Origin of the sequence: Nocardia sp. NPDC056564, assembly GCF_042793755.1 — a bacterium.
Taxonomy (GTDB): Bacteria; Actinomycetota; Actinomycetes; order Mycobacteriales; family Mycobacteriaceae; genus Nocardia.
The window spans coordinates 118,665-142,505 of sequence record NZ_JBHTUR010000004.1 but is presented as its reverse complement, the minus strand read 5'-3'; the positions used below and the strand labels follow the sequence as shown (position 1 = coordinate 142,505).

At 63.2% G+C, this 23,841-nt stretch carries 19 protein-coding genes; all 19 read left to right on the top strand.

Annotation, left to right across the window (positions count from 1 at the left end):
* The first annotated feature begins 31 nt into the window (after positions 1-31).
* The 19 genes from ACFQ9K_RS11990 to ACFQ9K_RS11900 all read left to right on the top strand — a co-directional run bounded on the left by ACFQ9K_RS11990 (position 32) and on the right by ACFQ9K_RS11900 (position 23,816).
* Positions 32-2,554 (top strand): hypothetical protein, encoded by a 2,523-nt coding sequence (locus tag ACFQ9K_RS11990; RefSeq protein ID WP_378718766.1) that lies wholly within the window; start codon positions 32-34, stop codon positions 2,552-2,554.
* Positions 2,551-3,444, top strand: a complete 894-nt coding sequence (locus ACFQ9K_RS11985) for a phage tail protein (RefSeq protein WP_378718767.1) — start codon at positions 2,551-2,553, stop codon at positions 3,442-3,444. The genes ACFQ9K_RS11990 and ACFQ9K_RS11985 overlap by 4 nt, the downstream gene beginning before the upstream one ends.
* Positions 3,444-5,063, top strand: coding sequence for a phage tail protein (locus ACFQ9K_RS11980; RefSeq protein WP_378718769.1), 1,620 nt, complete (start codon positions 3,444-3,446; stop codon positions 5,061-5,063). The genes ACFQ9K_RS11985 and ACFQ9K_RS11980 overlap by 1 nt, the downstream gene beginning before the upstream one ends.
* 21 nt (positions 5,064-5,084) lie before the next feature.
* Positions 5,085-6,119 (top strand): hypothetical protein, encoded by a 1,035-nt coding sequence (locus tag ACFQ9K_RS11975; RefSeq protein WP_378718771.1) that lies wholly within the window; start codon positions 5,085-5,087, stop codon positions 6,117-6,119.
* A 6-nt stretch (positions 6,120-6,125) separates the two neighbouring features.
* Positions 6,126-7,202: a hypothetical protein gene (locus tag ACFQ9K_RS11970; protein WP_378718772.1), complete on the top strand. Its 1,077-nt coding sequence runs from the start codon at positions 6,126-6,128 to the stop codon at positions 7,200-7,202.
* Between the two features lie 14 nt (positions 7,203-7,216).
* Positions 7,217-8,254: a hypothetical protein gene (locus ACFQ9K_RS11965; RefSeq protein WP_378718774.1), complete on the top strand. Its 1,038-nt coding sequence runs from the start codon at positions 7,217-7,219 to the stop codon at positions 8,252-8,254.
* A gap of 99 nt (positions 8,255-8,353) precedes the next feature.
* A complete protein-coding gene (locus tag ACFQ9K_RS11960; RefSeq protein WP_378718776.1) occupies positions 8,354-9,643 on the top strand; it encodes a hypothetical protein in 1,290 nt (429 codons plus the stop codon).
* Positions 9,644-9,809: 166 nt separating this feature from the next.
* Positions 9,810-10,250, top strand: coding sequence for a hypothetical protein (locus ACFQ9K_RS11955; protein WP_378718777.1), 441 nt, complete (start codon positions 9,810-9,812; stop codon positions 10,248-10,250).
* Between the two features lie 29 nt (positions 10,251-10,279).
* On the top strand, positions 10,280-10,738 hold the full coding sequence (locus ACFQ9K_RS11950; protein ID WP_378718779.1) for a hypothetical protein: 459 nt from the start codon (positions 10,280-10,282) through the stop codon (positions 10,736-10,738).
* Positions 10,739-10,788: 50 nt separating this feature from the next.
* A complete protein-coding gene (locus tag ACFQ9K_RS11945; RefSeq protein WP_378718781.1) occupies positions 10,789-11,562 on the top strand; it encodes an N-acetylmuramoyl-L-alanine amidase in 774 nt (257 codons plus the stop codon).
* The gene (locus tag ACFQ9K_RS11940; RefSeq protein WP_378718783.1) at positions 11,562-11,771 is read left to right on the top strand and encodes a hypothetical protein; all 210 of its coding nucleotides are present in this window, start codon (positions 11,562-11,564) and stop codon (positions 11,769-11,771) included. Before ACFQ9K_RS11945 ends, ACFQ9K_RS11940 begins: the two co-directional genes overlap by 1 nt.
* A gap of 15 nt (positions 11,772-11,786) precedes the next feature.
* Positions 11,787-12,071: a hypothetical protein gene (locus ACFQ9K_RS11935; protein WP_378718785.1), complete on the top strand. Its 285-nt coding sequence runs from the start codon at positions 11,787-11,789 to the stop codon at positions 12,069-12,071.
* Between the two features lie 62 nt (positions 12,072-12,133).
* Positions 12,134-12,427, top strand: coding sequence for a hypothetical protein (locus ACFQ9K_RS11930; RefSeq protein ID WP_375921379.1), 294 nt, complete (start codon positions 12,134-12,136; stop codon positions 12,425-12,427).
* 636 nt (positions 12,428-13,063) lie between these two features.
* Entirely contained in the window at positions 13,064-16,159 is a 3,096-nt protein-coding gene (locus ACFQ9K_RS11925; RefSeq protein ID WP_378718786.1) for a hypothetical protein, read from the top strand.
* A gap of 1,029 nt (positions 16,160-17,188) precedes the next feature.
* Positions 17,189-19,960 (top strand): hypothetical protein, encoded by a 2,772-nt coding sequence (locus ACFQ9K_RS11920; protein ID WP_378718788.1) that lies wholly within the window; start codon positions 17,189-17,191, stop codon positions 19,958-19,960.
* Complete coding sequence (locus ACFQ9K_RS11915) at positions 19,938-20,474, top strand: SMI1/KNR4 family protein (protein ID WP_378718790.1); 537 nt, start codon at positions 19,938-19,940, stop codon at positions 20,472-20,474. The genes ACFQ9K_RS11920 and ACFQ9K_RS11915 overlap by 23 nt, the downstream gene beginning before the upstream one ends.
* A 471-nt stretch (positions 20,475-20,945) precedes the next feature.
* Positions 20,946-21,491, top strand: a complete 546-nt coding sequence (locus ACFQ9K_RS11910; protein ID WP_378718791.1) for a hypothetical protein — start codon at positions 20,946-20,948, stop codon at positions 21,489-21,491.
* 542 nt (positions 21,492-22,033) lie between these two features.
* A complete protein-coding gene (locus tag ACFQ9K_RS11905; RefSeq protein ID WP_378718793.1) occupies positions 22,034-22,264 on the top strand; it encodes a hypothetical protein in 231 nt (76 codons plus the stop codon).
* A 457-nt stretch (positions 22,265-22,721) separates the two neighbouring features.
* Positions 22,722-23,816 (top strand): diguanylate cyclase, encoded by a 1,095-nt coding sequence (locus ACFQ9K_RS11900; protein WP_378718794.1) that lies wholly within the window; start codon positions 22,722-22,724, stop codon positions 23,814-23,816.
* Positions 23,817-23,841 lie beyond the last annotated feature (25 nt).

The window sequence follows — 23,841 nt, the reverse complement described above, 5'->3', positions numbered from 1 at the left end:
CCAGAAAGTAGATGCGAATGTGGAGGAACAAATGAGCTCCGATGTGCGGGCGCCGCAGGACTCGAAGCATTCTTCGGCCACTCGCCCACCGGTCATGGCGATGCCGGATATCCTGGCCATGGCCAGCAGCGGTCAGCCCGCTCCCGGCCAGAAGGTCTCGCTGCCGAGCGGAGCGGTCTGGGAGGGCGGAAAGGTCACCGGGACCTCGATCATTACGTTGCCCGGTGATGATCCGGTCCTGGTCGCCGGCGATTCATCGGTGTCGGCGAACGGTATCACCGGTGACGGTGTCCAAATGGGTTCGCTGGCAAGGGCTTTCCAAGAGATCCTCGGTGCGGTGCCGAGATTCTTCGCCAACTGGATCACGACCGGCGCACTCAACCGCTACGACCCGGATGCGAACGGGGTCAGGACTCGGACCCGGATCGTCCGGGTCAGCTCGAAAACGACCCTGTCCGCTCGGGCAGCACACGAGGGTGGCAACGACTCCGGCGACGAGGTGGTCGAGGAGCCGGGTGTGCCCGGCGCCGGGATCGAGAGTCGGACGCCGCAGCGTTTCGCGGCCGGCGGGATGGTGCAGGGGCCCGGTGGATCGCGCCAAGACCTCATCCCGGCTCGGTTGTCGCATGGTGAGTTCGTGGTCAACGCCGCGGCCACGGCGAAGGCATTGCCGCTGCTGGCCGCGATCAACGGCGGCTGGGTGCCGTCCCCGTCCTATCTGGGCGCCATGGTGCAGGGCTTCGCCGACGGCGGCCTGGTCGGTGGTGCGGGCTCGGCGGCACAGTCCTGGCGGGACCTGCTGCGCAGCCCTATCGCTCCGGTGGACGCGGGCGCTCCCTTCCGGCCGCAGGACTTCGGCCTGTTCGGATTGGTGGCAGATGTATTGGGCGGCATCGGGAATGCCGCCATCAACGCGGGCGGTGCCGCCGGCGCGGCACTGGGTTCGATAGTCGCCCCTGCCTTCGGGCCGGGCGGCGCGCTGAGCTCGGCGATCGGTTCCGGTGGTACGGCAGGTGCCCCGTCCTCGGCCTCGACGACCGGTGCGGACGCGTCCGACCTGGGCGAACCCGATCCGCTGGGTGCCGCCCTGCGGGTGCGGACCGAAGGCACGCCAGGCGGACTCGGCTTCGGTCGCGCGTATCAGGCGCCGATCGGAACGGTGCCGACCGGTGGCGCGGCCGTCGAGTCGGAGACGGTGCGCGCCGCGGGCATCAACCCGATGGGTTCGTTGTCCACCGCCTTGGCGCACGGAATAGTCGGTGCGGCAACCGAGGCGGGCAGCCGGGTCGGTGCCGCGTTGGGCACGGTGCTCGCGCCGGCCCTCGGTCCCGACGGATCGCTGGCTCCGGTGATCGGTGCGCAGCTCGGCAGTCTGATCGGCTCGAAGTTCGGTGGCAGCCTGTCGGCGTCGATGACCTTGACCGGCGAGTCCGGCCTCGGCGCCAGCGGGCCGACCAGCCTCGGTGCCGGGGACCCTGGCGGTGGGGCTGAGGGCGAGAGTTCGGCTGCGCCGCAAACTGCTTCGGGAGTTGATGCGACCGGCTCGGGCGCCTCGTATTCGGGCGGTGCAGGATCGGGCTACACCTACGGCGTCAGTCCGTCGGCGGCGCAGCCATCGCAGGCAGGTTCGTACCTGGTTCGCAACCGCCCGAGGAAAAGCGAGTCGCAAGGCGACGGGGCCGTGACTCCAGGTGCCGCCTCCGTCGCGCCAGGAGCGAATGACGTCGCTCCACAGGGTGATTCGCCCGTCGATGGAACGCCATCGGTCGGTGCGGCGGGATTCGGCGCACAGTCGCTCGCGCTCTACGACGAGATCTATGACCCGAAAACCGCTAGCTTCAAGGACTTCCTCAATGTCGCGGGTGGCAAGCTCGGCGGGGACGCGGCCTCCGCGATCGCACCGCTGCTCGGTGCCAACGGGAATCAAATCATCGAGGCCGGAGCCCAATTCGGTGCCGCGCAAGGTGACACGCTAGGTGATCTCTACAAGAGCGTCGACCCCGAAGGCAAGTGGTCGTCGAGCATTGCCGCCGTCGTCAAGGAGTACACCGGTATCGACTGGAGCCCGACGGGCACCCAGAGCCCGACTCCGCAGATGACCCGTGATCAGCAGGCCGGACTCGCCGCCTTGCAAGGTGGCCTGAGCGGCCTGCAACAGCACGGCTTGGTCGGCGGGGTCACCGGCGCGATCAAAGGCGCGGCGTCGACGATCGGTAGCACGCTCGGTACCGCAGCCGGGACATTGGTCGCTCCGTTCCTGGGCCCGCTGGGCGCGCTGGCGCCTGCGGTCGGATCGATGATCGGTTCGATGGTCGCCGGCACCGCCGCCGAGTTCGTCACCAAACCGATCGAGCTCGTGGCCAGTGGGGTGAAAGAGGAGCTCGGATCCGGTTTCGGCCTGACCAACCTCGCCAAAGGTCCGGGCGGGCGCACCGCCCGGGGAGACATCTACAACTTCAACGGCATGGACCCCAAGAGCGCCGCCATCGCGGTGGAGCGGGTTCGCCGGCGCCGCACGGTGGCGCAACAACGCGGAGGAGGGCTCGGTCGATGACCCACCAGCTATTGGACAGCCAGAATACGAAGGTCGTCCTGTGGGACGTCAACGGCCGGGTGTGGCACCTGTCCGGCTCGAATGCCGGTCGGGAAGGCGTCCGGTTGTCCAACCAGACCGGCTACATGTTCGCGCCGGTGCAACTGCTCGTCAACGAGGGTGCTCGCCAGGACGGTGCGACCTTCCAGCGTTCGATCCGGGCGAAGAAGGAATGGGACTTCATCGCCGTGATCTCCCAGTCCGCGAAACGATCTGGTACGGACCCGATCCGCGAGTTCTACGCGGTGCACGACGCCTGGTTCCGCGGTTGGTCCACCGACAAGCCTTCTACTATCGGGTTTTTCACTCGGCATCAGGGCTGGCGATTTCAGCAGGTGCAGCTGGATGCCGCCCCGGAAGCCGTCGGCGAGATCGATCCGGCACGAAATGCGCTAGCGCTGTACAAGATGTCGGCGACGGCGATGGATCCGCTGGAGCGACACTTCGACGAAACCGCTGTGTGGACGAACACCTCGGCGCTCAACGAGGGCAAGGTGCGGGCACGCAACGCCGCCGACCAGCCGGCCTGGCCGCGGTACACGATGAATGGTCCCGGACGCTGGGCGATCCTGGACCCGACCGGTAGCGAGATCCCCCGGATGGTGCAGACGCCCAGGCTCACCGCGGGGCAGACGCTACGGATAGATACGCATCCGCGGCACCGGACCGCCCGCCTGTACTCGGGGAACTCCGCGATCGCCCAGAATGTCTGGGGACAGTTGGCCGGTCGGCGTTGGCTCGCCGCGCTGCCGCCATGGAGTGCCACCGACATCGTCGTGCAGGTCGACGGCGGCAACCTGCAATCGAGCCTGGTCGTCTCGGTCACGCCGCGATCGTCGAGGCCGTTCTGATGAGCATGCCTGCCTGGGACCCGCAGAGCGAAGCCCTGCGCATGGACAAGGCGTACAAGGACGAACAGGACCAGCTACGCGATCCCGAAGTCCTGGTGCGCTATTGGGACAAGTGGATGCAGGAGGTCGGCGAAGAGCACAACTACCTCTCGCTGGAGTTCACCTATCCGCGCAACGCGCCGGGTGGCCTCAAGATGATCTGCCCGCGCGACATGGTCCATTTCGACCATCTCTTCAACAATGACGATCACGAAGACGCCACCATCCCGATTACGGTGAACACCAAGGGGTTCCGCTGGGACGGCTATATCACCAAGGCGTCGATCGTCCGAGACGAGTTCGGTGTCGAAACCGTCGACATCGAGGCTATCCACTGCTGGAACCACATCGCGACGATCTGTTGCTGGGCAAGCCCGTTCGCGCCGATTCTCGCGCAGTTCCCGCGGCATATGATCCAGTTCGGCCCGGTTCGCACCATCATCACCAACTACCTGACGGCGAACCTGATGCGCTTGCAGGCCCCGGGCTGGGTGCCACCGCAGGATGCGGAGAAGCCCGAGTGGGGCGGCACCGGCAACATGCTCTTCCCGATCGCCGTCGTCCCAGTGGATCCGTTGCACGACACCAGCAAATGGAGTGCGGCATCGGCGCGGTTCGACATGGCCGACAAGCTGTTCGCCCCCATGCTCGAAGACTCCGGCGTGATGCTGACCGCTCGATTCTATCTGCCTGGCGAGGACGAACAGCCCGCGCCGGAATGGTTCTACCTGGATCGGCCGACGGTCGTCTTGGAGACGGTGGACAAGTCCGGCGTGACCGGCGCTACCGGCACGCTGCTCGACGGAATCCGTTCCTGGATAGAGGAATTCAACGGCGACGGCACCACGCCCATGCGCTACCCGAACCTGGACTCCACCACCGAATACGAGGCGGTGTACGGCGAGCGGCTCAGCGCGGGCACATTCCGGAACTTCCCCTGGGTGTGGTACTTCGAAGGCGAGTACTCCGGGATCGGAAAGTCCGAGATCGCCCTGCACAAGCCCACCGCCACCGACATAATCGTCGGCGGCCGGTCGCCCGGCTGGGTGAACGCGGGCATCGAGTTCGTGATCAAGGGTTTGCTGTCGCTGATCGGGCTCGGCTGGTTGTATCGCGGTCAGCTCAACGACGTATTCCTCGCCTGGAACGTCTACCGCAACATGGACCGGGTGCACCGGGCCGGCCCCTACGCCTTCCGCGAGCTGTATATCTCGGGTAGCGACAAGGCATTCAACCTGGACGGCCTGGTTGCCGCGCGCCAGGGCATGCATCTGACCCGCGGTTACACCAGCAAGCGGGTGACCGTCGAGGACAACGCCCCTTACATTCTGGGCAAGGACTACGGGCTCGGCGATCAGATCGGCTTCGCCCTGGACGGTCAGATCTTCACCGACTACGTGACCGAGCTGACCTTCACCGATGACCGCGAGACCGCCGCGAAGTGGCACATCGTGGTCGGCGACGGATCCGATGAAGAGGACTCGATCGTCAAGGCATGGCAGCGGCTCGGCCGCGTGGCCGCCGCGATCAAGGATCTCGCTACCGACGTCGGCGCCGATCTCGACCTGCTCATCTTCTGAGCCTTTCGAAGAGGAGAAACCATGGCGGACATATCTTTTCCCGCTCACATCACCATCACGCGGGCGCCCGACGTGGACGGGTTACCCATCCTGACCGCGCAGGCGACCGTCTCCGACGGCTTCGCCATGCTGGACCTGCCGCCCGGCCCGCGCGGCGCGCCCGGCGGCCGGGGTCGGCCCCGCACCACGTTCCGGAAGATGGGCGAGATCGCCGACGCGGCGGCGCGGCCGACCGGGCTCGGGCCGGACGATCGCGGCAGCTGGTGGCATCGGATCGATGACAACGGCATGGACGTCTGGACCGGCACCGAGTGGCGGCATTCACCGGATGCGGTCGGACCGCGGGGGGCTGCCGCGGAACCGACCACGATCACCGTCACGGACACGGTGAGCCTGGAGAACCTGACCGAGCCCTCCGTCGAGTTCTCCGGCGCGGGGGCGAACCAGAATCTGAAGGTCACCGTCCCCTCGGGGCTGCGTGGTCCGAAGGGGCCGCCTGGCGCCTCCGGACAGATCACCGAGTCGCCGGACTATGACAAGGTACGGGCCCCCGGCGCAGGCAGCATCCTGGCCTACGACCGGTCCACCCGGAAGTTTCGCTCGGCTGCCACGCCCCTCGGAGTCGGCCCATGGTCGTGGTTCCAAGAAGACTTCGCGGCCGAACGGCAGGAGGACACCGGCCGGATCGAGGGCGCCACGTTCGCCATCCCGCCGCTGCCCTTCCGCTGGCGGCCCATCGTCTATGGGCACATCTATACCCGCGCGGACGCCGGCACCTCCGCGGAGGCGACTGTGCGACTGCATCATTCGCAAGGCGAGATCGTCGCGACGTCGATCGCCGCCAGCGGCGATTGGATGTACCTGCCGGTCACACCGTGTTATCGCGACGGCACCACGTCGAAGGTGCTGTCGCCGACTTCGGACTTCGCCACGGTTCCCGCCGGACAGCCCGCGAATCTGGTGGTCGCGGCCGAGAAGGTCGGTTCCGCCGGCGGCAAGATCGGGCTCTCGCCCGATCGCGCGTCGATCGTCGTCTTCGCAGAACCTGTCGAGTGAGGTGAGATGTCTACTGTAAGAGAGTATTTCGAATCCACACAGATCCGCGGCATCGACGAGGGGATCGGTGTGCCCGGTGTGGTGCAGTCTATGCACGGTACGCCCCGGAACGGTTCGCTCGAGCTGATGACCGGTACGCCGGGAGTGCGCGGATTGCCCGGTGAGCCCGCTCGTCCGTTCCGCTGGGAAGGCGACATTGCCGACCAGGCCGCGCTCGCGGCGCTGACCCCCAAGTTGACGCTGGCCCATGCGGGCAAGGCATGGCGAATCATGTCGACCGGCACGCTCGTCTACTGGAACGGCACTGGATTCGACGAGTTCACTGCCGCATTCGGTGCTGCGGGCCCTGATGGGCAGTCGTGCACCCTCACCATCGGTACGGTGGACACCGGCCCCGTCGGGTCCGAGCTCCAGGCGACGGTGACCGGCACCGCGCCGAACCTCGTGCTGAACCTGACGGTGCCGCGCGGCAAAAAGGGGCGCAAGGGCGAGGCCGGTGGCCCTGGGCCGATCCGCAACGCGTCCGATTACGCCGACGGTCCGCATATCGATCGAGCCGTACCGGCGTGGGATCCAGCCACCGGGAAATGGAAGCCGCGGCCGTATCCGGGCCTGCGTGGCCCGTGGACCATCCTCGAGGGCCGTTCCTGGGACGGCGGTCCGGGCTTCGCCGGCTCGGAGGCCGGCATCACCGCCGTCACCAAAAACATTGCCCAGCTGAATATCCCGGCGCAGGACACCGATTGGCGTCCGATGATCACCGGTGGCGTCGTCGTGCGTCCCGACGAGAATTGGAACCAATTCACCACCCGCATCGAGGCGGAAGTACGCATCGGCTCGGCGACCGGCCAGATCGTCGCCCTGGGCACCGGCCTGGTGACCGGTGTCAGTACCCGGGCCCGATTCCAACCCTTCTACGGCGTGCGGGGGATGACCCCGGCCAGCACCGTTGGTGTGGTACCTGCCGGACAGCCGGTGACGCTGTATGTGCTGCTACGCCGCGCGATCGGCACCGCCAGCTACGAATACTCCATGGCCGACGCGCAGATCGTGTGCATGGCCCGACCCGTGGGGGCGCTGTGACCGACGATAACGCTGTGACCAGCGAACCGGCCGTCGTCTACGACGACGACATCATGATCACCATGCGTGGCGTTGCCGACTCGATCGGACTGCCCTACACGGTGAACCCGTTCGAGGTGGTCGATCGGGAAGCGCTGATCGAGCTCCGGGAAGGTAGCCAGGGTGCGGTCGGTCCGGAAGGCGACGCGGCATGGCCGTGGTCGTGGCAGGGCGACATCGCCGATGCGGCCGCGCTGGGCCGGCTCCCGCTCACCACCGCCGACGCACGCAAAGCATGGCGGGTTGTTGCGGACAACAGCATCTACTACTGGACCGGGATGGGGTTTGTCGCGTTCAGCGATGCCTTCCGCGCGCGCGGTCGTCGCGGCGCGCCGAACCGGCTGACCGGTGCGGCCGTCGCAGGCGCCACCGGCTCGGCCGCGGCGGCCCGGATCACCGGGACCGCGCCGGCCCAGCGGTTGGAGATCACCTTTCCCCGGGGCGTGACCGGCGACGCCGGCGATCCGGGGGCGAGCGGCCGGATCCAGGATGCCTCCGATGTCCTGATCAATGAGGAGCGCCCGCTCGGTCAGGATCATGTGCTCACCTGGGATGCCACCGCGCAGAAGTTCCGTCCGGCCCCCAGCCCGCGGCCGAACGGGCCGTGGGTGATCGGGGAGAAGCAGATCTCGGCCGCACAGAACGTCACCGAAGAGACGAAAACATTTGCCGCTATTACGATTCCGGCGCAGCCCACGGCATGGCGGCCGATCGTCGAGGGTGGTGTCCAGGTGCAGACGGAACAGCCGACCCGCTGCAATATCGAGGTTCGCATCGGCAGCCCCAAGGGTGATCTCGTCGGACTCGGCTGGAGCCATCGAGTTTCGCGCATCGCTTATGTGCTCATCTCGCCGGGCTTCCAGTATCCGATGAAGCCCGACGCGACATTCGGTGTGGTACCCGCCAATCAGACGGTCACCCTCTATGTCCTCGCGCATCGAGTCGAGGGCACCGGAAGCTACAACATCTACTCCAGCTATTCGCATGTCAACGTTCGCGCGCTTCCTGTGTAGCCGGGACCGCAACTCTTACGGCTGATCGAACGGCCGCTCTCATTTTCCGCAAAACGGTATGCCGTCTCCGGCTGCCTGCTGTCCGAAAGGCATTGATCCATGGCCGATCTGCCCCCGTTGAAGTACGGCAAAGTCGTCGGGCGCTTCCTCGCGAACGTCATCGACGACGGCGACGTCGGGGACACCCCTGAGTTCCCGCCGCTGACCGGCTCGATCACTTTCGCCGCAGACGCGCCGAAGGTGCTTGTCCCAGGTGCGCAGTTGGGGCCGGCGACATACGTCCAGCTGCCGAGTCATTACGAATGCCAGTTGGACGAGTGGGGTTTCATCACCTGGCGAGGCCGGCGCGGTGTGCGGCTCGTCGCGCCGAGCGCCGCCACGAATCCGTCCCAGTGGACCTGGCGGGTGTCGTTCGACCTGTCCTATGACGGTGAACGTGTTCCGATGGAATCGTTCAGTTTCGCTGTGCCCGAGTATGTTCCGGGTGCGGATCCGCAGACTCCGGATGTCGGTTCGACCGGCCTGATCGACCTGACGCTGGTCTCGCCGGTCCCTGCCTCCACGGGCAACGCGGTCGTCATGGGACCGCGTGGTGAAGGCATTCGGATCGATGGGCAGGTCGGTACCTACACACAGCTGCCCGCGACGCCGCCCGAAGGCGCCCAGTATGTGGTCAAGGCGGATGGACTGCTGTACGTCTATCACGCGGCGACGGGTGGCTGGTTGCCGAACGGTCAGGGTGTGGTTATTCGCGGTCAAGCAGGCACCACCGATTGGGCGGGTATCACCGGGAAGCCGGCGACTTTCCCGCCGGCGATCGGCAGCACCGCGACCACCGCGGTCGCCGGCGACGATCCGCGCTTGACCAATGCGCGCGCGCCGATCGCGCACACCCATCCGGCGAACCAGATCACCGATTCGACCGCACTCGGCCGGACCTTGCTCAACGCGGCCGGCGCGGCGGATGTGCGGGCCGCTATCGACACGATCGTCAGCACGGATGCGCGGTTGTCGGACGCTCGCACGCCCACCCTTACCGGCCAGATCTACGACATCGCGTTCAAGTCGCACAGCGGAACCCGGGCCGCCGGTGTCGGCAATGTGATGCCCGAGGGGCTGCGGATCGAGCGCAAGGTCACCATCAGTTCGGTGACCTATCGGGGCGAGACCGCAGGCACTGGCAACCTGGTCGTCGAACTGAAGGTCAACGGCGCCGCGACTGTCACCGGCTCGTCGGCGACCATCACGCCCGCGAATCAGGCTGGTGACACGACTATTCCGCTGACATACACCTTCAATCCGGGTGACCGGTTGACCGTCTCGATCACCACGCTGGATGCCGGTGCCGGCAAGGGACTGCAGGCCAGCATCAAGGGGGTGACGGTCTGATGTATCTCGGTTGGCCGCTCTCCGCCACAAAGCAGGAAGTCAATGAGTTGCCGGTCGGCACCGGATCCGGCACGGTGCCCAAGCCGCCGGACCCGCCTATGCCGGACCCGGCGCCGGCCGAGCCCGGAAGTGGCACGGACACTTCGGCTTCGGTGGGGGCGCTGTAATGGCATTCATTGTTGCGGCCGGGACGACCGCGGCCGCGGCACCGATGGGTATGAACAAGAACGGCGTGCAATCCGTCCCCGGTGGCACCTCGAACGTCAAACTGACCGGGTGGACCATCCGCAATGGTTACGCGGACACCGTAATCAGTGCGAACCACGAACTGATCTCCAGCGGTGCGGCGACGGCGACGGTGCGGTGCCGGCTGGAGGTATCCGGCAACCTGACCGCCACTGAGCAACGCAGTTTCGACGTGATGCTCAACGACAGCCCGATCCAGACCTTTGCCAGTACGGCCGGGTCGGTGAACATTCCGGCCAAGGTGGTGACCCTGGCGCGCGGCGACCGGCTGTGGGTGCGCATGACCGGTTCGTCGTTCGGCTCGTTCGCCACCACGGTCGCGGCCGGTGTGAACAGTTACCTCTACTTCGACCTCAACTAGCGAATCTCTCATCTCGTTCGGAGGATCTGATGTCGTTCGTCATCGTTGCCGGCGTCGCGGTGGTATTTCTGCCATCCGGCATGAAAAAGAGCGGTACCCAGTCGATGCCGACGGGTGACTGGGGGCAAATCACCGGCTGGGTCGCCGACACCGCCGGATATCCGGGCTCCGTAGTCGTCGGCACCACCAAGAACGGCCTGAAGGCGTTGGCCGACAATACATCTGCCAAGGTGCTCGCGGCCATTCCGTTCACCGACGCGACCACTGGCTTCGGGGGCGCCACCCAGTTGCAGGCCCGGCTGCGGGTCAACTCGAAGATCGTCGCGACCATCGACCCGCCCGTCGAGGGCCCGTCCGGAACATTGTCGGTCAGCGCGACCGTCGATATCGCTGCTGGTGACGTAGTCACCGTAGAGGCGCTCGCCTCCGTGTCGCCGGGCGGTTTGGAAGGAACCATCTCGGCCGGCGGCTACGTGCGGATCACCTGACGCACACGGACGCCGCCGCGGCCGAATCTCATTCGGAAAGTAGGACAACTATGTCGTGGACCGGTGATCCGGTATGGCTCGCGGACGTGCTTCGCGACGAGGGACTGCGGGTCGTCGAATTCCCGGGGTGGCGTGAGCGTGGCCACGGGGATTTCGGTGAGATCTGGGGCATCGTGGCCCATCACACCGGTAGCTCGCAGGCGCCGCCATCCGAAATCGCCTACGGCATACCGACATTGGACGGTCCGCTGTCGCAGATCCATCTCGCTCAGGACGGCACGGTCACCGTGGTCGCGGCCGGTGTGGCCTGGCACGCAGGCGCCGGTTCGTGGCCAGGACTGCCCGAGGACAACGCCAACTTCCACACCATCGGTATCGAGGCCGCCAACAACGGCACCGAGGGGTGGTCGGACGCGCAATACGACGCCTACGTCGGCTGTTGCGCGGCGATCTTGCGCAAGCTCGGCCACGGGGCCGATCGGGTGATCGGTCATAAGGAATGGGCCGGGCCCAAGCAGGGCAAGTGGGATCCCGGCTGCATGGACATGGACCAATTCCGCGCTGACATCGCGGAGCGATTGAAAGGCAGTGCACTGATGGCACTTTCGGATTCCGAGCAGCGCGAGCTGCTCGACAAGCTGCGCCGGGTGCACTTCGAGCTCACCTATGGCTTCCAGTCCCGGGTCGCGGACTCGGAGTACCGAGACACGGTGGCGGGCTATGTGCTCAACTCCGACGCCGCCGACTACCGCACCGAGCAGCGGCTCAAAGCACTCGAACTCAAGCTCGACCGACTGCTTGCCGCCGCGGAAAGGCGAATCTGATGCCACTACACCGGATTCCCGAGCCCGCCTTGATTCGTTCGGTGCTCGTCGCCGTTACCGGAGTCATCGCCTTCATCGCGGGGCATCAGATCGATACCGCGTGGATCGAGGCGGTACTCGCCGTATACGGCCTGCTTACCCCCGTGCTCGCCGGCCTGCTCATTCGACCGGCGGTGACCCCGGTCGACCGGCAGGAAGGCAGGCTATGAATGACTCAACACTGGATGAATCCCGAACTGGTGCAAGCCTTCGGGATCGCGGTCGCCACCGTCATCGGGGCGATCACCGCCTGGCAGGCGCGTGAGGTAGGCAAACTCCGCACTCGCGTCGATGTGTTGGAAACCCAAGCGGCAGACGACAAGAAGCGGTTCCGCGAGGCGATCCGCCTGATCCGCGCGCTCCAGCAGCACATCGACGAGCTGCGTGGGTTCCTGCGCTTGCATGTTCCCGGTCAAGAGCCCCCCAAGGCCCGTTACAAGATCCCGTCCTCTCTGCAAGAGGAAATCTGAAGCAGGGCAACCCGTTCACCGCGGGCAGCACAGAAAGCGAAGTAGCTATGTATGAGAGTTTTATGGTCGTCGAGGTACAGCCGACGCTGAACGGCGACACCATCCACATCCCCGGGTTCAAGCGAATCCAGGCGGTCGAATGCGATGAACGTTCCAACACGGCCCGGCTGATCATTCGCTATGAAATGGACAGCGTCGAGGTCCACCGGCTGCGGATCGGCGCGGGTGGGGAACAGTTCAACGGCTACTGGGAGCTGGGCGTCCAGAAGATGCGCGACGGCAGGCAGATCATGTACTACGAGCACCACGTTTTCCGCAACGGTGCCTGGATTGCGGTCGACGCGCCGGTCACATAGCCCGTGCGAAGCCGAACAAGCTGTCGGCGAACACATCTGAACATCCCGAAACGACAAGCGGCCCGGAGTTATCCGGGTCGCTTTGTCGTTCCCGCGGTCCGGTGTGGCAAGACCGCGGTTTCGTCCGGACAGCTGTAGGTCTTGCGAGCAGCTTATGGACGTGTATCAGGCGTTATTCCGTAAGCGGGAAATCGGTAGGCCTGTTCCGAGTTGGGCAGCGGATATCGAGGATCCGTAAATGTTGCCCGATCAGCAGGCCCTCTCTCTAATGGCTGGCCTGATCAAACTTCTCTCCACGAGAGATGCCATATCGACTCGCAACGTATGAGTCGGATTCAGGCATAAATCAAACATATCTGCCAATTGAAATGACAAGCGGTCCGGATCCTTCGGGCCGCTTTGTCGTATAGCCGTCTGCTCCTTCGAGTTGAAACCGCGGCTCCTTCTCGATTTCTCGGATTCTGATTGCGATTGAGGTCTGTTATGGCGAGTGATTCGGCTTGGCCGGCACAAAACGAGGTGGCGCCATGGGCGTCGGCGCGTACCGCCCACCTGGCCTCATTGTCGGCCGGTGGGGCGTCGGATGATTCGACCCGAGCAGGGTCTGGCGACGGCCGTGTCTATGACTTCCATGGAATGACCGCGACCTCTTCTGGGCAGAAGCTCGCCCGGATCTTCGCGGGCAAGGATCTGGTCGAGGCGGCGTGGCCGACCGCGAATTCGCAGTCGGTAGCGGCGGATTCGGCTCCGGCCGGGGACGTGCCCGTGGTGTCGCCGTCAGTGATCAAGCCGGTGAGTTTCCAGACCGGTCCTGGTGATCGGTCGATGACGCCGGAAGAACAGGCGGCGGCAAATCAAGCGAGACGGGATGAGCAGCAGCAGTTTTCGCCGGTGCCCGGTGGTAATCGGCCGTCGCCGGGTGCGAATACCCAGCCTGCCCAACCGAATCAGAATCCACAGCCGGTCCAGAACCAGCAGCCGCAACAGGTTCCCGCAACCACCACCCCTGGTGCCGCTAAACCGGTCGACGCCCCGGCACCGGCGCAGCCCAACCCTGCCGATTCGACGGCGCCTGCCCCCACGCTGCCGGCCGAGGGCGTGCCATGGGAGACCAGGTCGGACAACGGAGCTGTCGCGACGAGTGTGATCGTTCCCGGTACCGGCGGGCAAACGATCGACACCACGATCCGCAATGCCGACGGCACGATCACCCAGGTGCGTTCGGTCTCCGACGGAAACGGCGGAGTGACGACCTGGACGGCCAACGCCGACGGTTCGTTGTCAGTGCGGTACCCCGACGGAACCAACGGAGCACCACCTAACCAGGCGAAGATCTACACGGTCCCGGCCGGCCAGGACCCATCCGGCCCGGCCCCGATCTCGACCGATATCAGTGCCGATGGAAAGAACACGCATACCGAATCGGTGAACCCTGACGGAACAGTCTCGCAGGCCGATTCCAAGGTGCGTGACGACGGCACGATCCGGACCGATCACGTCAATCCGAACGGCTCGACGAGTAGCACGGTCGCCACACCCGGCGCAAACGGTGCCATAAACACCACGCTTATCAGCGATATCGATGCCAATGGTTATGGCTACGACACCGACGACAACGGAATTCGTTGGGATGTGACGCCGACCTCCAGGGAAGGCTTCGATCACAAAGCTCTCGAGTTGCATGTACAAGAGAAGGAAGGCGACAACTTCCGAGAGAAGATCTTCGACAAGTACGGACACCTGGTCAGTAGCCAGCTATACGACCCGACTGGATCATTGATTTCCGGCTCGACACTCAAAGATGGCGTGCAGATAATCACCGGCCGGGCTATCGATGTGCGAAAGCAGGCCGATGATCAGATGAATCGTGCGGTCATGGCGGCGATAGCGCTCAGCCGCGATCGCAAGACTGTCGACACTTCGAGCAAGGATTACATTTCCGCGAGGCAGTTGTCCGACATGCTCGGCCAATTACACGGCGACCGCGATGCGTTGATCAAGACTGTCTGGAAAGACGGCCTACTAGTTCAGGTCAGTATTGCTGGTAAAAATGGTGTAGACCACGTCGTTTCGATTGGTGAAAAACCGGGCAAAGCGTCGGACCCGAACAGGTTCTTGCAATTCGACCGCTATCCTGACGGGTCGATGATCGACGCCAACGGAAATCATCTGGTGCAAGTCGGTGACTCGATCATTCGCTATGGTCCAGATGGCAAGCCGGTAATTCCGAACAGCAGTGAAGCCCGGAAACCTTCCATCGTCAAATACAGTATTGCGGTCGGCGGCAAGTATGAATTCGAGGTAGAGCCGAAGGCATTCGAAAATACAAGCAATCGTCGATTTGTGCAGCGCCCTGATACGGGGGTAAATGCCGAAATCACCGAAGTTCTCATGCCGCCAGGTGTTTCAGCCGACAAGATGTATAAAGTTGCGGGCGGCGGTGTATTGTTCAAAGACGGCAGTGGTTTCCATTGGGCAACAGACCCTGGGCACGGGCCGAGTGTCGCAGAACAATTCGAAGATCTGGCATTCGAATTGGCGACGTTGGCTGTTCTCGATGGCGCGGGTCGCATCGCCTTCCGCGCCGGTGCCAAAGTTGTCGCTGCCTTCAAAGCGCGCGAGGCCGCAGCTCTGGCTCGTGAAGCCGCAGCCGCTGCCGCCGCACAGAAGGCCGCACCGGGTATCGCGGCGAACACCGGCCGCGCCGGAATCCCAGATTCCACCGCCCCATTCTCCTGGGGAGGTTCGTCAGCCGCGAATCCCGTCCCGCGGGCCGGTCTGCCCACCGAGCAACCGCCGGTCTCATGGCGTGGCTCAGCAGCCTCACCCGCGTCGCCGAGAGCCGCCTTCCCCACCGAACAGCCGCCTGCTTCCTGGGGTGGTTCAGCCGCCTCGCCGTCAGTGCCGAAGGTCAGCCAGGCACCCGCCCCGGGCACGGCTCGAGTCGGACCGCCGCCCCGGATCGAAGCCCCGGCGGCCAACCCACACACGACATTCCCCGATCATGGAGCGTCTGTCCCGAGGCAGGGCGCTGAGCCCTGGTCGGACCTGCCGTCGCGCGCAGGTTCGACTGCGCCACGAGCCGGGGTGCCGGCCCCGCGGATCGCTGAACTCGAGGTCGAGACCGAACTCGGCGCGAGCACCAGTCGCTCTCGTCCGCCGGCAGGACCGACCTCCACCGTCGGCCGCGGTGCCGAACTGGCGCGCGCAGGTCACGTTGCGGCTGAACCTGTAGCCGCGGGACCGACGAGATTGATGCGGAAGGGTGGGAAGCCGCAGAAGTTTCCGAAACTGCCTCCGCTGAAGGGGGATCTGATGTTCAGTGAGGAAACGACTATCGCGATTGCGCAGAAGTATGGCATTGATATTAGCGATATTCGATTCGTGCACTATCGCGGGAACATACGCGGACTGGGTTATGGTGAGACCACCTCACCGCATGACGTGACGCTGTATCCCGAAGCATTCAGGAAGGGTGCAGAGTTCATCAAGGTTATTGCCAACGGTCACATGGATGTGATTCCGGAAACCATATATCTTACCGGCGAGGCCAGATTGGCGCGTACCTTGTATCATGAGAAGTTCCACGCTGACGAGCTCAAGCAGCTGGGTATGAAAAGGCCTCCCCGAAACGCGGAGGAGGTGCTTCAGTTCGAGATCAGGGCTTGGGCCGCCGAGAACGAATGGTGGGAGTCTGTGGGCAAGTACATACATGATGCGACAGGAAAATGATGATCGAGAATACTCCCGCTGGCGGCCGACGGAATCGTGCTGATCGGGCTACGTGGTTGGAGGTCTTTGCCGGAATTATCAATAATCCGGAGAGTCTGCCGCAGACGCCTTGCCCGAACTGTGCGGCTGTGCCGGTCCGGGTCGCCTTCATCGGCCCTCCCGGAATGAGTGCCGGAAGCGGTCTGCTGTGGTGTGACACGTGCCTGTTCGGTATCTCGCTATCTCGAATGAACGTGCCGAGCGAATTCGAAGTTATGCCCATCTCGACTCCGGTCAGCGATATATTGGCTACGGCTTCAATTCCTGATTTCGAGGTAATTTGGGAATGAGTCACCCGGTGTCGGGCGGCAGAATGGTTGAGCGGGATGCGCCGGGTCGCTGGTTACGGCGTTCAGATAAAGGAGTGACGGCAAGGAGCAATGCGGATGAAGTGGTCGATCTCCAGGATGTCCTCCCCGCTGTTCTCGACTTGAGGTCCGACGAGTGACTTTATTCGGTACTCATTGCTTGAAGGAATCCGCACGCGCATGCGAAAAGCATTGGGCATCCGCGGAGGTGAGTCGAGTTTCTTGCCTGCGGTCCGCCGCCGAGCACACTTGCACGGATATTCAGATATTATGGTACTTAGTTCATGCCATTCTGGTACGAGCGCGGATCCATATCGCCTCGCCGGATCTGGCAGCAATTAGTCCGCATGAACAGATGCATCCCCGGGTTCCGATGAATGTCATTCAGCTCGAAGTTCCGACACAGGGACTCTGATCATCAGCTAGACCAACCAAAAATGGCAAGCGGCCTGGAGAGTTCCGGGCCGCTTTTTCGTCTATGCACCCGGTTCCGCTTCTTGAAATCTGATTCTGATCGAGGTCTGTTGTGGTGAATGATTCCGCGTGGCCGCCGCAAAGCGAGGTAGCGCCGTGGGCGTCGGCGCGTATCGCGCATTTGGCATCGTTGTCGACCGATGTTGTGCCGCTCGATGATTCGTCGGGAGCTGGCAGTGGTGTCGGTCGCACCTATGACTTTCATGGGATGACTGCCACGTCCTCTGGTCAGAAGCTCGCTCGCATATTCGCGGGTAGAGAGTTAATGGAGTCGGTTCGGCCGGTCAGCGATTCGCGTCCTGCAATGCCGGATTCGGGGCCGACCTCAACTGTGGGTGCGCCATTCCTGTCGCCGCCGGTGATCAAGCCGGTCGGTTACCAGACAGGTCTGGGCGACAAGCCGATGACCAGGGAGGAACAGGAGGCTGCCAACCGGGCCAGGCGAGAGGAAGAGACGCAGCGTCCGCCAGTCCCCGGAGCCAACCTACCGGTGCAGGGGACCTCTGGCCAGCCAGCGAATAACTCGGTGCCGCAACCTAATCCGGCGCAACAGCAGAAGCCGGCACAGACGCAGCCGGTGCAGAATCCGCAGCAGGTACCGGGCGATGCGGTGCCGGGTACTGACAAGCCGGTCGATGGTGCCGGGCAGCAACCGGCTCCGGCGTTGCCTGCTGAGGGCGTGCCTTGGGAGACGAGGGCAAATAACGGCGCTGTGGCAACGAGCGTGATCGTTGCCGGCACCGGCGGGCAAACGATCGACACCACGATCCGTAACGCTGACGGCACCATCACGCAGATGCGGTCCGTCTCCAATGGCAGGGGAGGTGTGACTACCTGGACAGCAAATGCCGACGGTTCGTATTCGGTCCGTTACCCGGACGGAACTAATGGGGCCGAAAATGGACAGGCAAAGATCTATACCGTGCCGGCAGGTGCGGATCCGTCCGCCCCCGCCCCCATGGAGGCCGATATCAGCGCGGACGGTAAACGTGTGGAGACACCGTCGTACGACCCGAACGGCAAAAGGGTAGGTACCGATGTCGGCGTATTGAATGAGCAAGGTCTATATAACAACTATCACCATGACAATTACGGAAATGTACTTATCACGGCGGCGGTGCCCAACGGCAAAGGCGGGGTCGAAAGCACGCTTGTCGGTGGCATTGATAGTGACGGAAGTCGATGGCACCTAGACAAGGCAGGAAAGCGTTGGTCTGTATCGGACGACGGTCAAGGCAACACTTATCTCAGTCGTATGGAGCAGGCAAAAGACGGTCTACACTGGTTGCACACGAACAAGGCCGGTCTCGTAGTCGACGAATACCGCGGCAAGGGCAACGATTGGTATGAAGATACCTATAACGCCGACGGCACGCGGACGCGGCGTTATGCGGATAAATCTGAGTCGATTTTCGACGCCACCGGTAAGCGGATCAGTCATAATGCGGCGCCCGACGATCGAATGGCGTGGGAAAAACTCGGTGGTGGTGTTATCAAGGGTGCCACAGCATTCGGTGGCGCAATATTCGATATTGTAGCCTACCCGTTCCGGAAAGTCGCCGACGGTATGGCAGGCCTGTCATCGGTTCAAGCAACCCAGAACGGCATTATGACGACATATCAGCCGCCTGATCGGGAGGAGCGACTGGCGGAGATCGGAGGGGCTTTTGTACGCCCCGTGGTGGGCAGCGTCGAATACTTAGCCGGGAATCTAGCCGACTTCATGGCGACGACAAGTTCGATTCGAGTCGGAACTAATGGTATTGGCTCCGCCTATCAGAGGCCGGATCGCGAGAACGCACTCATGGGCGATCTTATCGGGGTCACGCCAAAAGAAATGAGAGAGAATCCATGGGAATCGTCCGGTCTACTCGGCTTCAATGTGGCGGTCAACGCGGCCGGATTGCGTATCGGCCGCGGCCCTCGTTCGGCCAACGTAAGGGAAGCTGTCGTAGTCGAGCGAGCGGTCGAAATCGAATGGGGCGATATTCCGAATCCGAGAGGTGAGGGTCTCAGGCTTCCGGATTTGTCTAAATTCGACGGGTGGCATCAGTACGGTGCTTTCGCTCCATTGATCGATCCTTTCCGCCCTTCAAGCTTTCCGCAATTCGGTAAAATGCTGGATCTGACCGAATTGAGTCAAGGCTTCCGGCATCCAACTGTTCGGGATGTAGATTTTGCTGAGCTGGCACGAGATAATATTCAGAAGCGAGCCGACGGTTATCGTTCCGCAACTGAGAAAGCGGCAGAAAATCCGAGCGCCAAAGATCAACGCCACCCTCTGGACCGGACGCTGACTACGAGTCGCCTTCGGCTTGACAATGACTACGGGACAGCGTACGACTCTTTCAACTTCAGTGGTGTGGCACATGACTGGACTCCTGCGTCCGAAGTCCCCAGACGTCCAGTCGAAGAGGAAAGACTCTACGAGACCTCGCGTGCTTCAACGTATAATCCGGAGACCGGCCGATTTCGTGATAGCCAGGGAGGTTATCGAGCGCATGACTCGGAGCCTAAGTTGTTCGAGGAGATAGCTCGTTTTCAACTCGGCAAGCGCAGTGGTTTATCTGCCGTCGAAGTGGATGCGGCGATCCGAGAGGCGTATAGGCAGGTTTTTACCCGCGATCACGAACTGATGAAAGAGTATCGAGAGAAGAGGGTGCACAGCCCCGAAGAGATTGCGGCCATGGCGATCCGGACGCGTGAGCGGTTGCATATAGCGATCGATCGATTGAATGAGCGCGGAACTCAGTTGTACGGGTCGGCCTACAAGCCCTTCAAGGCTGCGGATCTCTCTGGCGACCTTCGATTGGTTGTACATCTACCATCGGCGAGGACTTCGGGTGCTCCGCCCTACTATCAGGTGTGCACCTCGTGTCAGAATGTTATGCTTGCCTTCGAAACCGCATTTCCGCGCATGCGTATGGAGGTGCTTAACTTGCCGGGGGAAAGGATATATGGCATTGAACCAACTTCATGACGAAACAAGTGGTCCGATAAAGTCGGTTTTCGAGCAGGTGGTTCGAGAGGGCCTCGATCCCGGCTCTGTAACAGGTGCGGCGGATTCAGATATTGACCGTTTCGCTGCTGCGCAGGGTGTCGTCTGTGTGCCAGAAGCGGTTCGGGAGGTGCTTCGGCTCGTCGGTCGTCGGCCAGGAATTTGGTTCGCAGGTACAGCGTTTGGTGTGGATTCCGTAGGTGCCGGGACGAAGCGTCAGGTAGTGGCGCTTTTGTCTGATGTGGATCATGAACTTCGTGACCCAGCGGGAATGCTGGTGCTGGCAGCGCATCAAGGCTATTCGTATCACGTAATAGATGGAGCTGACCTGGCATTGGAAGACCCCCCGGTTTGGGAGGTGGAAGAACCGGACGAGGTCTACCAAGGCTGGAGCAGCGTGTCGGCCTGGTTCGACGGAACCAAGCCTAGTGTATCTGAATATCGCGCCCACCTTGCCGCACGGGAGATGCTCGGCCTGCGCAGGCTGCCTGAGTGACAGCGTTCCGATTATCTCATTACTGCGTTAGCACGATATCCGGTGTCAGTGGTGCAAAGGTGCTGCTTCGTCGGCAATCCGATTTCAGGCTTCCGGCTCTGGTGGACGACCGCAGTTGATAGTTCCGAGCGAATACCCAGTCGATCGCCTTATGAATCCGCTGCGGCGCATCGTTGCGTATCGCGTTCGATGCCTCGGCACTGCAATATAATGCTGTCTGGGCGACGGCTGGCACGCCGAATACTTTTGTGACACATGCTCCCGGGATTCTGCTTCGGTACGCGGATAATTCCGGTCGCATCGCTTACGTATCGCTATCGCCGATCGGTACTGTCGCCGGGTTTCCGATCGAGGCTGGTGAGAAGTCGAACATCCCGTTGAAGTAAGCGAAGACGCTCTACTTCTGGACCAACGGGCCTGAAGGCGAAATTGTGTACCTCCGGTTGTTCACCGACGACGGCAATTGAGTTGATGCCGGCGGCGGCAATGCCGCGATTCTGGGAATTCGGCCCAGGTGCTTCGCCGTATGACAGTAAATATCGGCACGGGTTTGTTTATCGGGAGGGCGTAGAAACTACTATCGCGATTCCTGAGCTGCGGAACCCCGCGGACGTTCATGTCGACACTGCCGGCAACCTGCATGTGGTCGACAGTTGGAACGATCGCATTGTTCGAGTCCGGCCGAATGGCACCCAGGAAACGATCCCGCCCGGGAATCTGGCCTTCCCGTTCGGCATCTTCGTCGATGCCGCGGGGGCGATCACCGTCTCGAACAGTGAGGACCGGATCGGCATCGTGCGGCTCGACGCTGCGGGCAATCAGACCACGCTGCCCTTCACCGGTCTCGATCGGTTGATGGGCCTGGACATCGATTCGGCTGGAAACATCTATGTCGTGCAGGCCGGGTGTCGGAGCTCGACCCCGCGTGTAGAAGATGACGCCCGACGGGGTCCAATCGGTGGTCCCGTCCGGTCCCGGCGCGCTGCACAACCCGCGCGGCATTGCGGTGATCGATAATGCCGTCCTGGTGGCCGATGAATACGGTGTGCAGAAGCTGGCGCTGTGAAAAGAAACCGCGGCTACCCGGTCTGCTGGAGTCGATCGGCGTAGCGGGGCATTCGGCGAATCGATCACCGATGTTACATTTACGCCGTATGCGATGAATCACAGCTTAGCCCTTTGATTGCTGGTTGTATGTAAGTGATGCGGTTGGCGAATTGACGCGCCCAGATTCGTATGCCCGGAATTTGCCATGCGTATTTTGATTCGTCTCCGATCCTGTCATGCCGGATTCCTATCGGCCCGGATGTCGGGCTGTCGCCGCTGGTTGTGATGCGTGCCGCCAAAAGTCTTGCCGGTGGAAATCGGGGCGCGGCCTGGTTAAAGGCCAGCTTACAGTTTGAAAGTTGCACCGCAGCTGCCATGCAATCGATGGGCAACCAAGGGTGATGATATGCGATGGCTGAACGGTCGCTGGATGCTGAATCTGCGTGATAGAACTGCCTCGGTCGATACCAACGGGGTTTTCGATCAGAAGATTCGGTAAAGGAAACAGCTGAATGAGCAAAATGCGTGTGTTCGGGGTTGTGCTGGCGGCGGCGGCCGGTGTGGCGATCGCCGGGTCGGGCCTGGCTACGGCCGGTGCGGCTCCGAGTGTGACTGTGCAGCCGGGGATTTCGGTGCAGCCGGTGATCGGCGTCGGTGAGCCGGATCCGAGCGGGACCGGGTCGAGCTCGGCGCTGGTCGACATCATCAAGTCGCTGACGACCGGCTCGGCGGGCGCCAAGTAACTCGCCCAGTGCGATCGCCCCACGCTACTGCTGGGGATGGACGGCGGGGCGTCCTGAATTCGGCGAAGCGGCCCGGAGGCATCCGGGCCGCTTTTGTCGTTTCCGCGGCTGGGTCACATCTCGCGGCGAAAGCCGTCTCGCGATGTTTGCTGAAGGTTCACGGTGACGGTTATGCGTGGAATGTGCGAAGTGATGGCCAAGTGGGCGGCGTCTGGTGGATGCCTCCGGCTACCGCCTTGGTCATATGCACAAAACATGCTCTGATCAGGTATGTCTTCTGACAAACCGCTCGGCGGGCCGCACCTGTCCTGCCGCTCGGATACGTGCATCCGCGCGATCCCAGTCATACACTCGACCAAGTAGCTGGTGGGATTTCGATGACGCAATCCCGCGCCTGTCGTCAGCAAGGGTGAGGATTCCTCTGCACTAGGTGGTGACCGTGGCCAAAGGCGGCGCGATGTTCAGGGCTTGGTGGCGGGATCCGGCTGATTACGCGTGGCTTGCCCGCGCGCTCGACTCCTATACGGCGGTGCGCTGGCTGAAGGTGGTCGTCGGGATGGGCGGTGTCTTCTTGGCGGGCATCGCGGTGCTGGCCTCGTCCTCGGACGGTGGTCCGCCGCGTGGGTTCGGCCTGGCGATCGACTGGGCCATCGCGGGGTTCGCGGTGTACTGGGCGTTGCGCTGGTGGTTGCTGCCGTGGCCGTCCAGGGTCGAATCGCTGGTGCTGTTCGGGGCCGCGGATGTGGCGATCACGGTGGCGAATCTGCAGGAATCGAATCGGCTGTACGGCGCGCTCGGGCTGACCCTGCTGGTGATCACCGGGGGCTACCTGGCGGTGATGCACAACGCGAAAGTGCTTGCCGTGCATGCGGCGTGGTCGGTGTTCTCGGTGGTGCTGCTGACCGGGCGGATGGTGGCCGGCGGTGGCGATCCGATGATCGGCGCGGTGATCGTGTTGATGACGGCGGCCTGCGGCGTGGTGATGATGCCGGCGATGCAGTTCTGCTTCTGGGTGCTGCGGCAGGACGCGGTCCGAGATCCGTTGACCACGTTGCTGAATCGGCGCGGGATGGAACTGCACCTGGCCACGATGGCGGGCTCGGGCTGTCGCGGGACGATGTGCGCGATCGCGGTCGACCTCGATCGGTTCAAGGCGATCAACGATCGCTTCGGCCACGGGGTGGGTGACGAGGTGCTGTTGCGCACGGCGCAGCGCCTGCTCGCGGTGCGCGGCTCGCGAATGGTGGTCGCGCGCACGGGCGGTGAGGAATTCGTGCTGCTCGGGCCGGTCGGCGATCGCACAGCGCAGGCGGTGGCCGAGCGGGTGCGGCTGGCGGTGTCCGAACCGCAGGTGGTGCGGCGGGACGCGAACGAGCCTGCGGAGACGATCTCGGTGACCGCGAGTATCGGGGTGGTGCTGTTCGACGGACCGTGCGAGCTGCCGATGCCCTACTCGATGCTCGGGCGGGCCGATGAGGCGATGTACGAGGCCAAACAACGCGGCGGGAACATGGTGGTCGTGGACGAACCGGTCGCGTCCACGCTGACCTAGAAACGCGAAAACGGCCCGGAGCGAT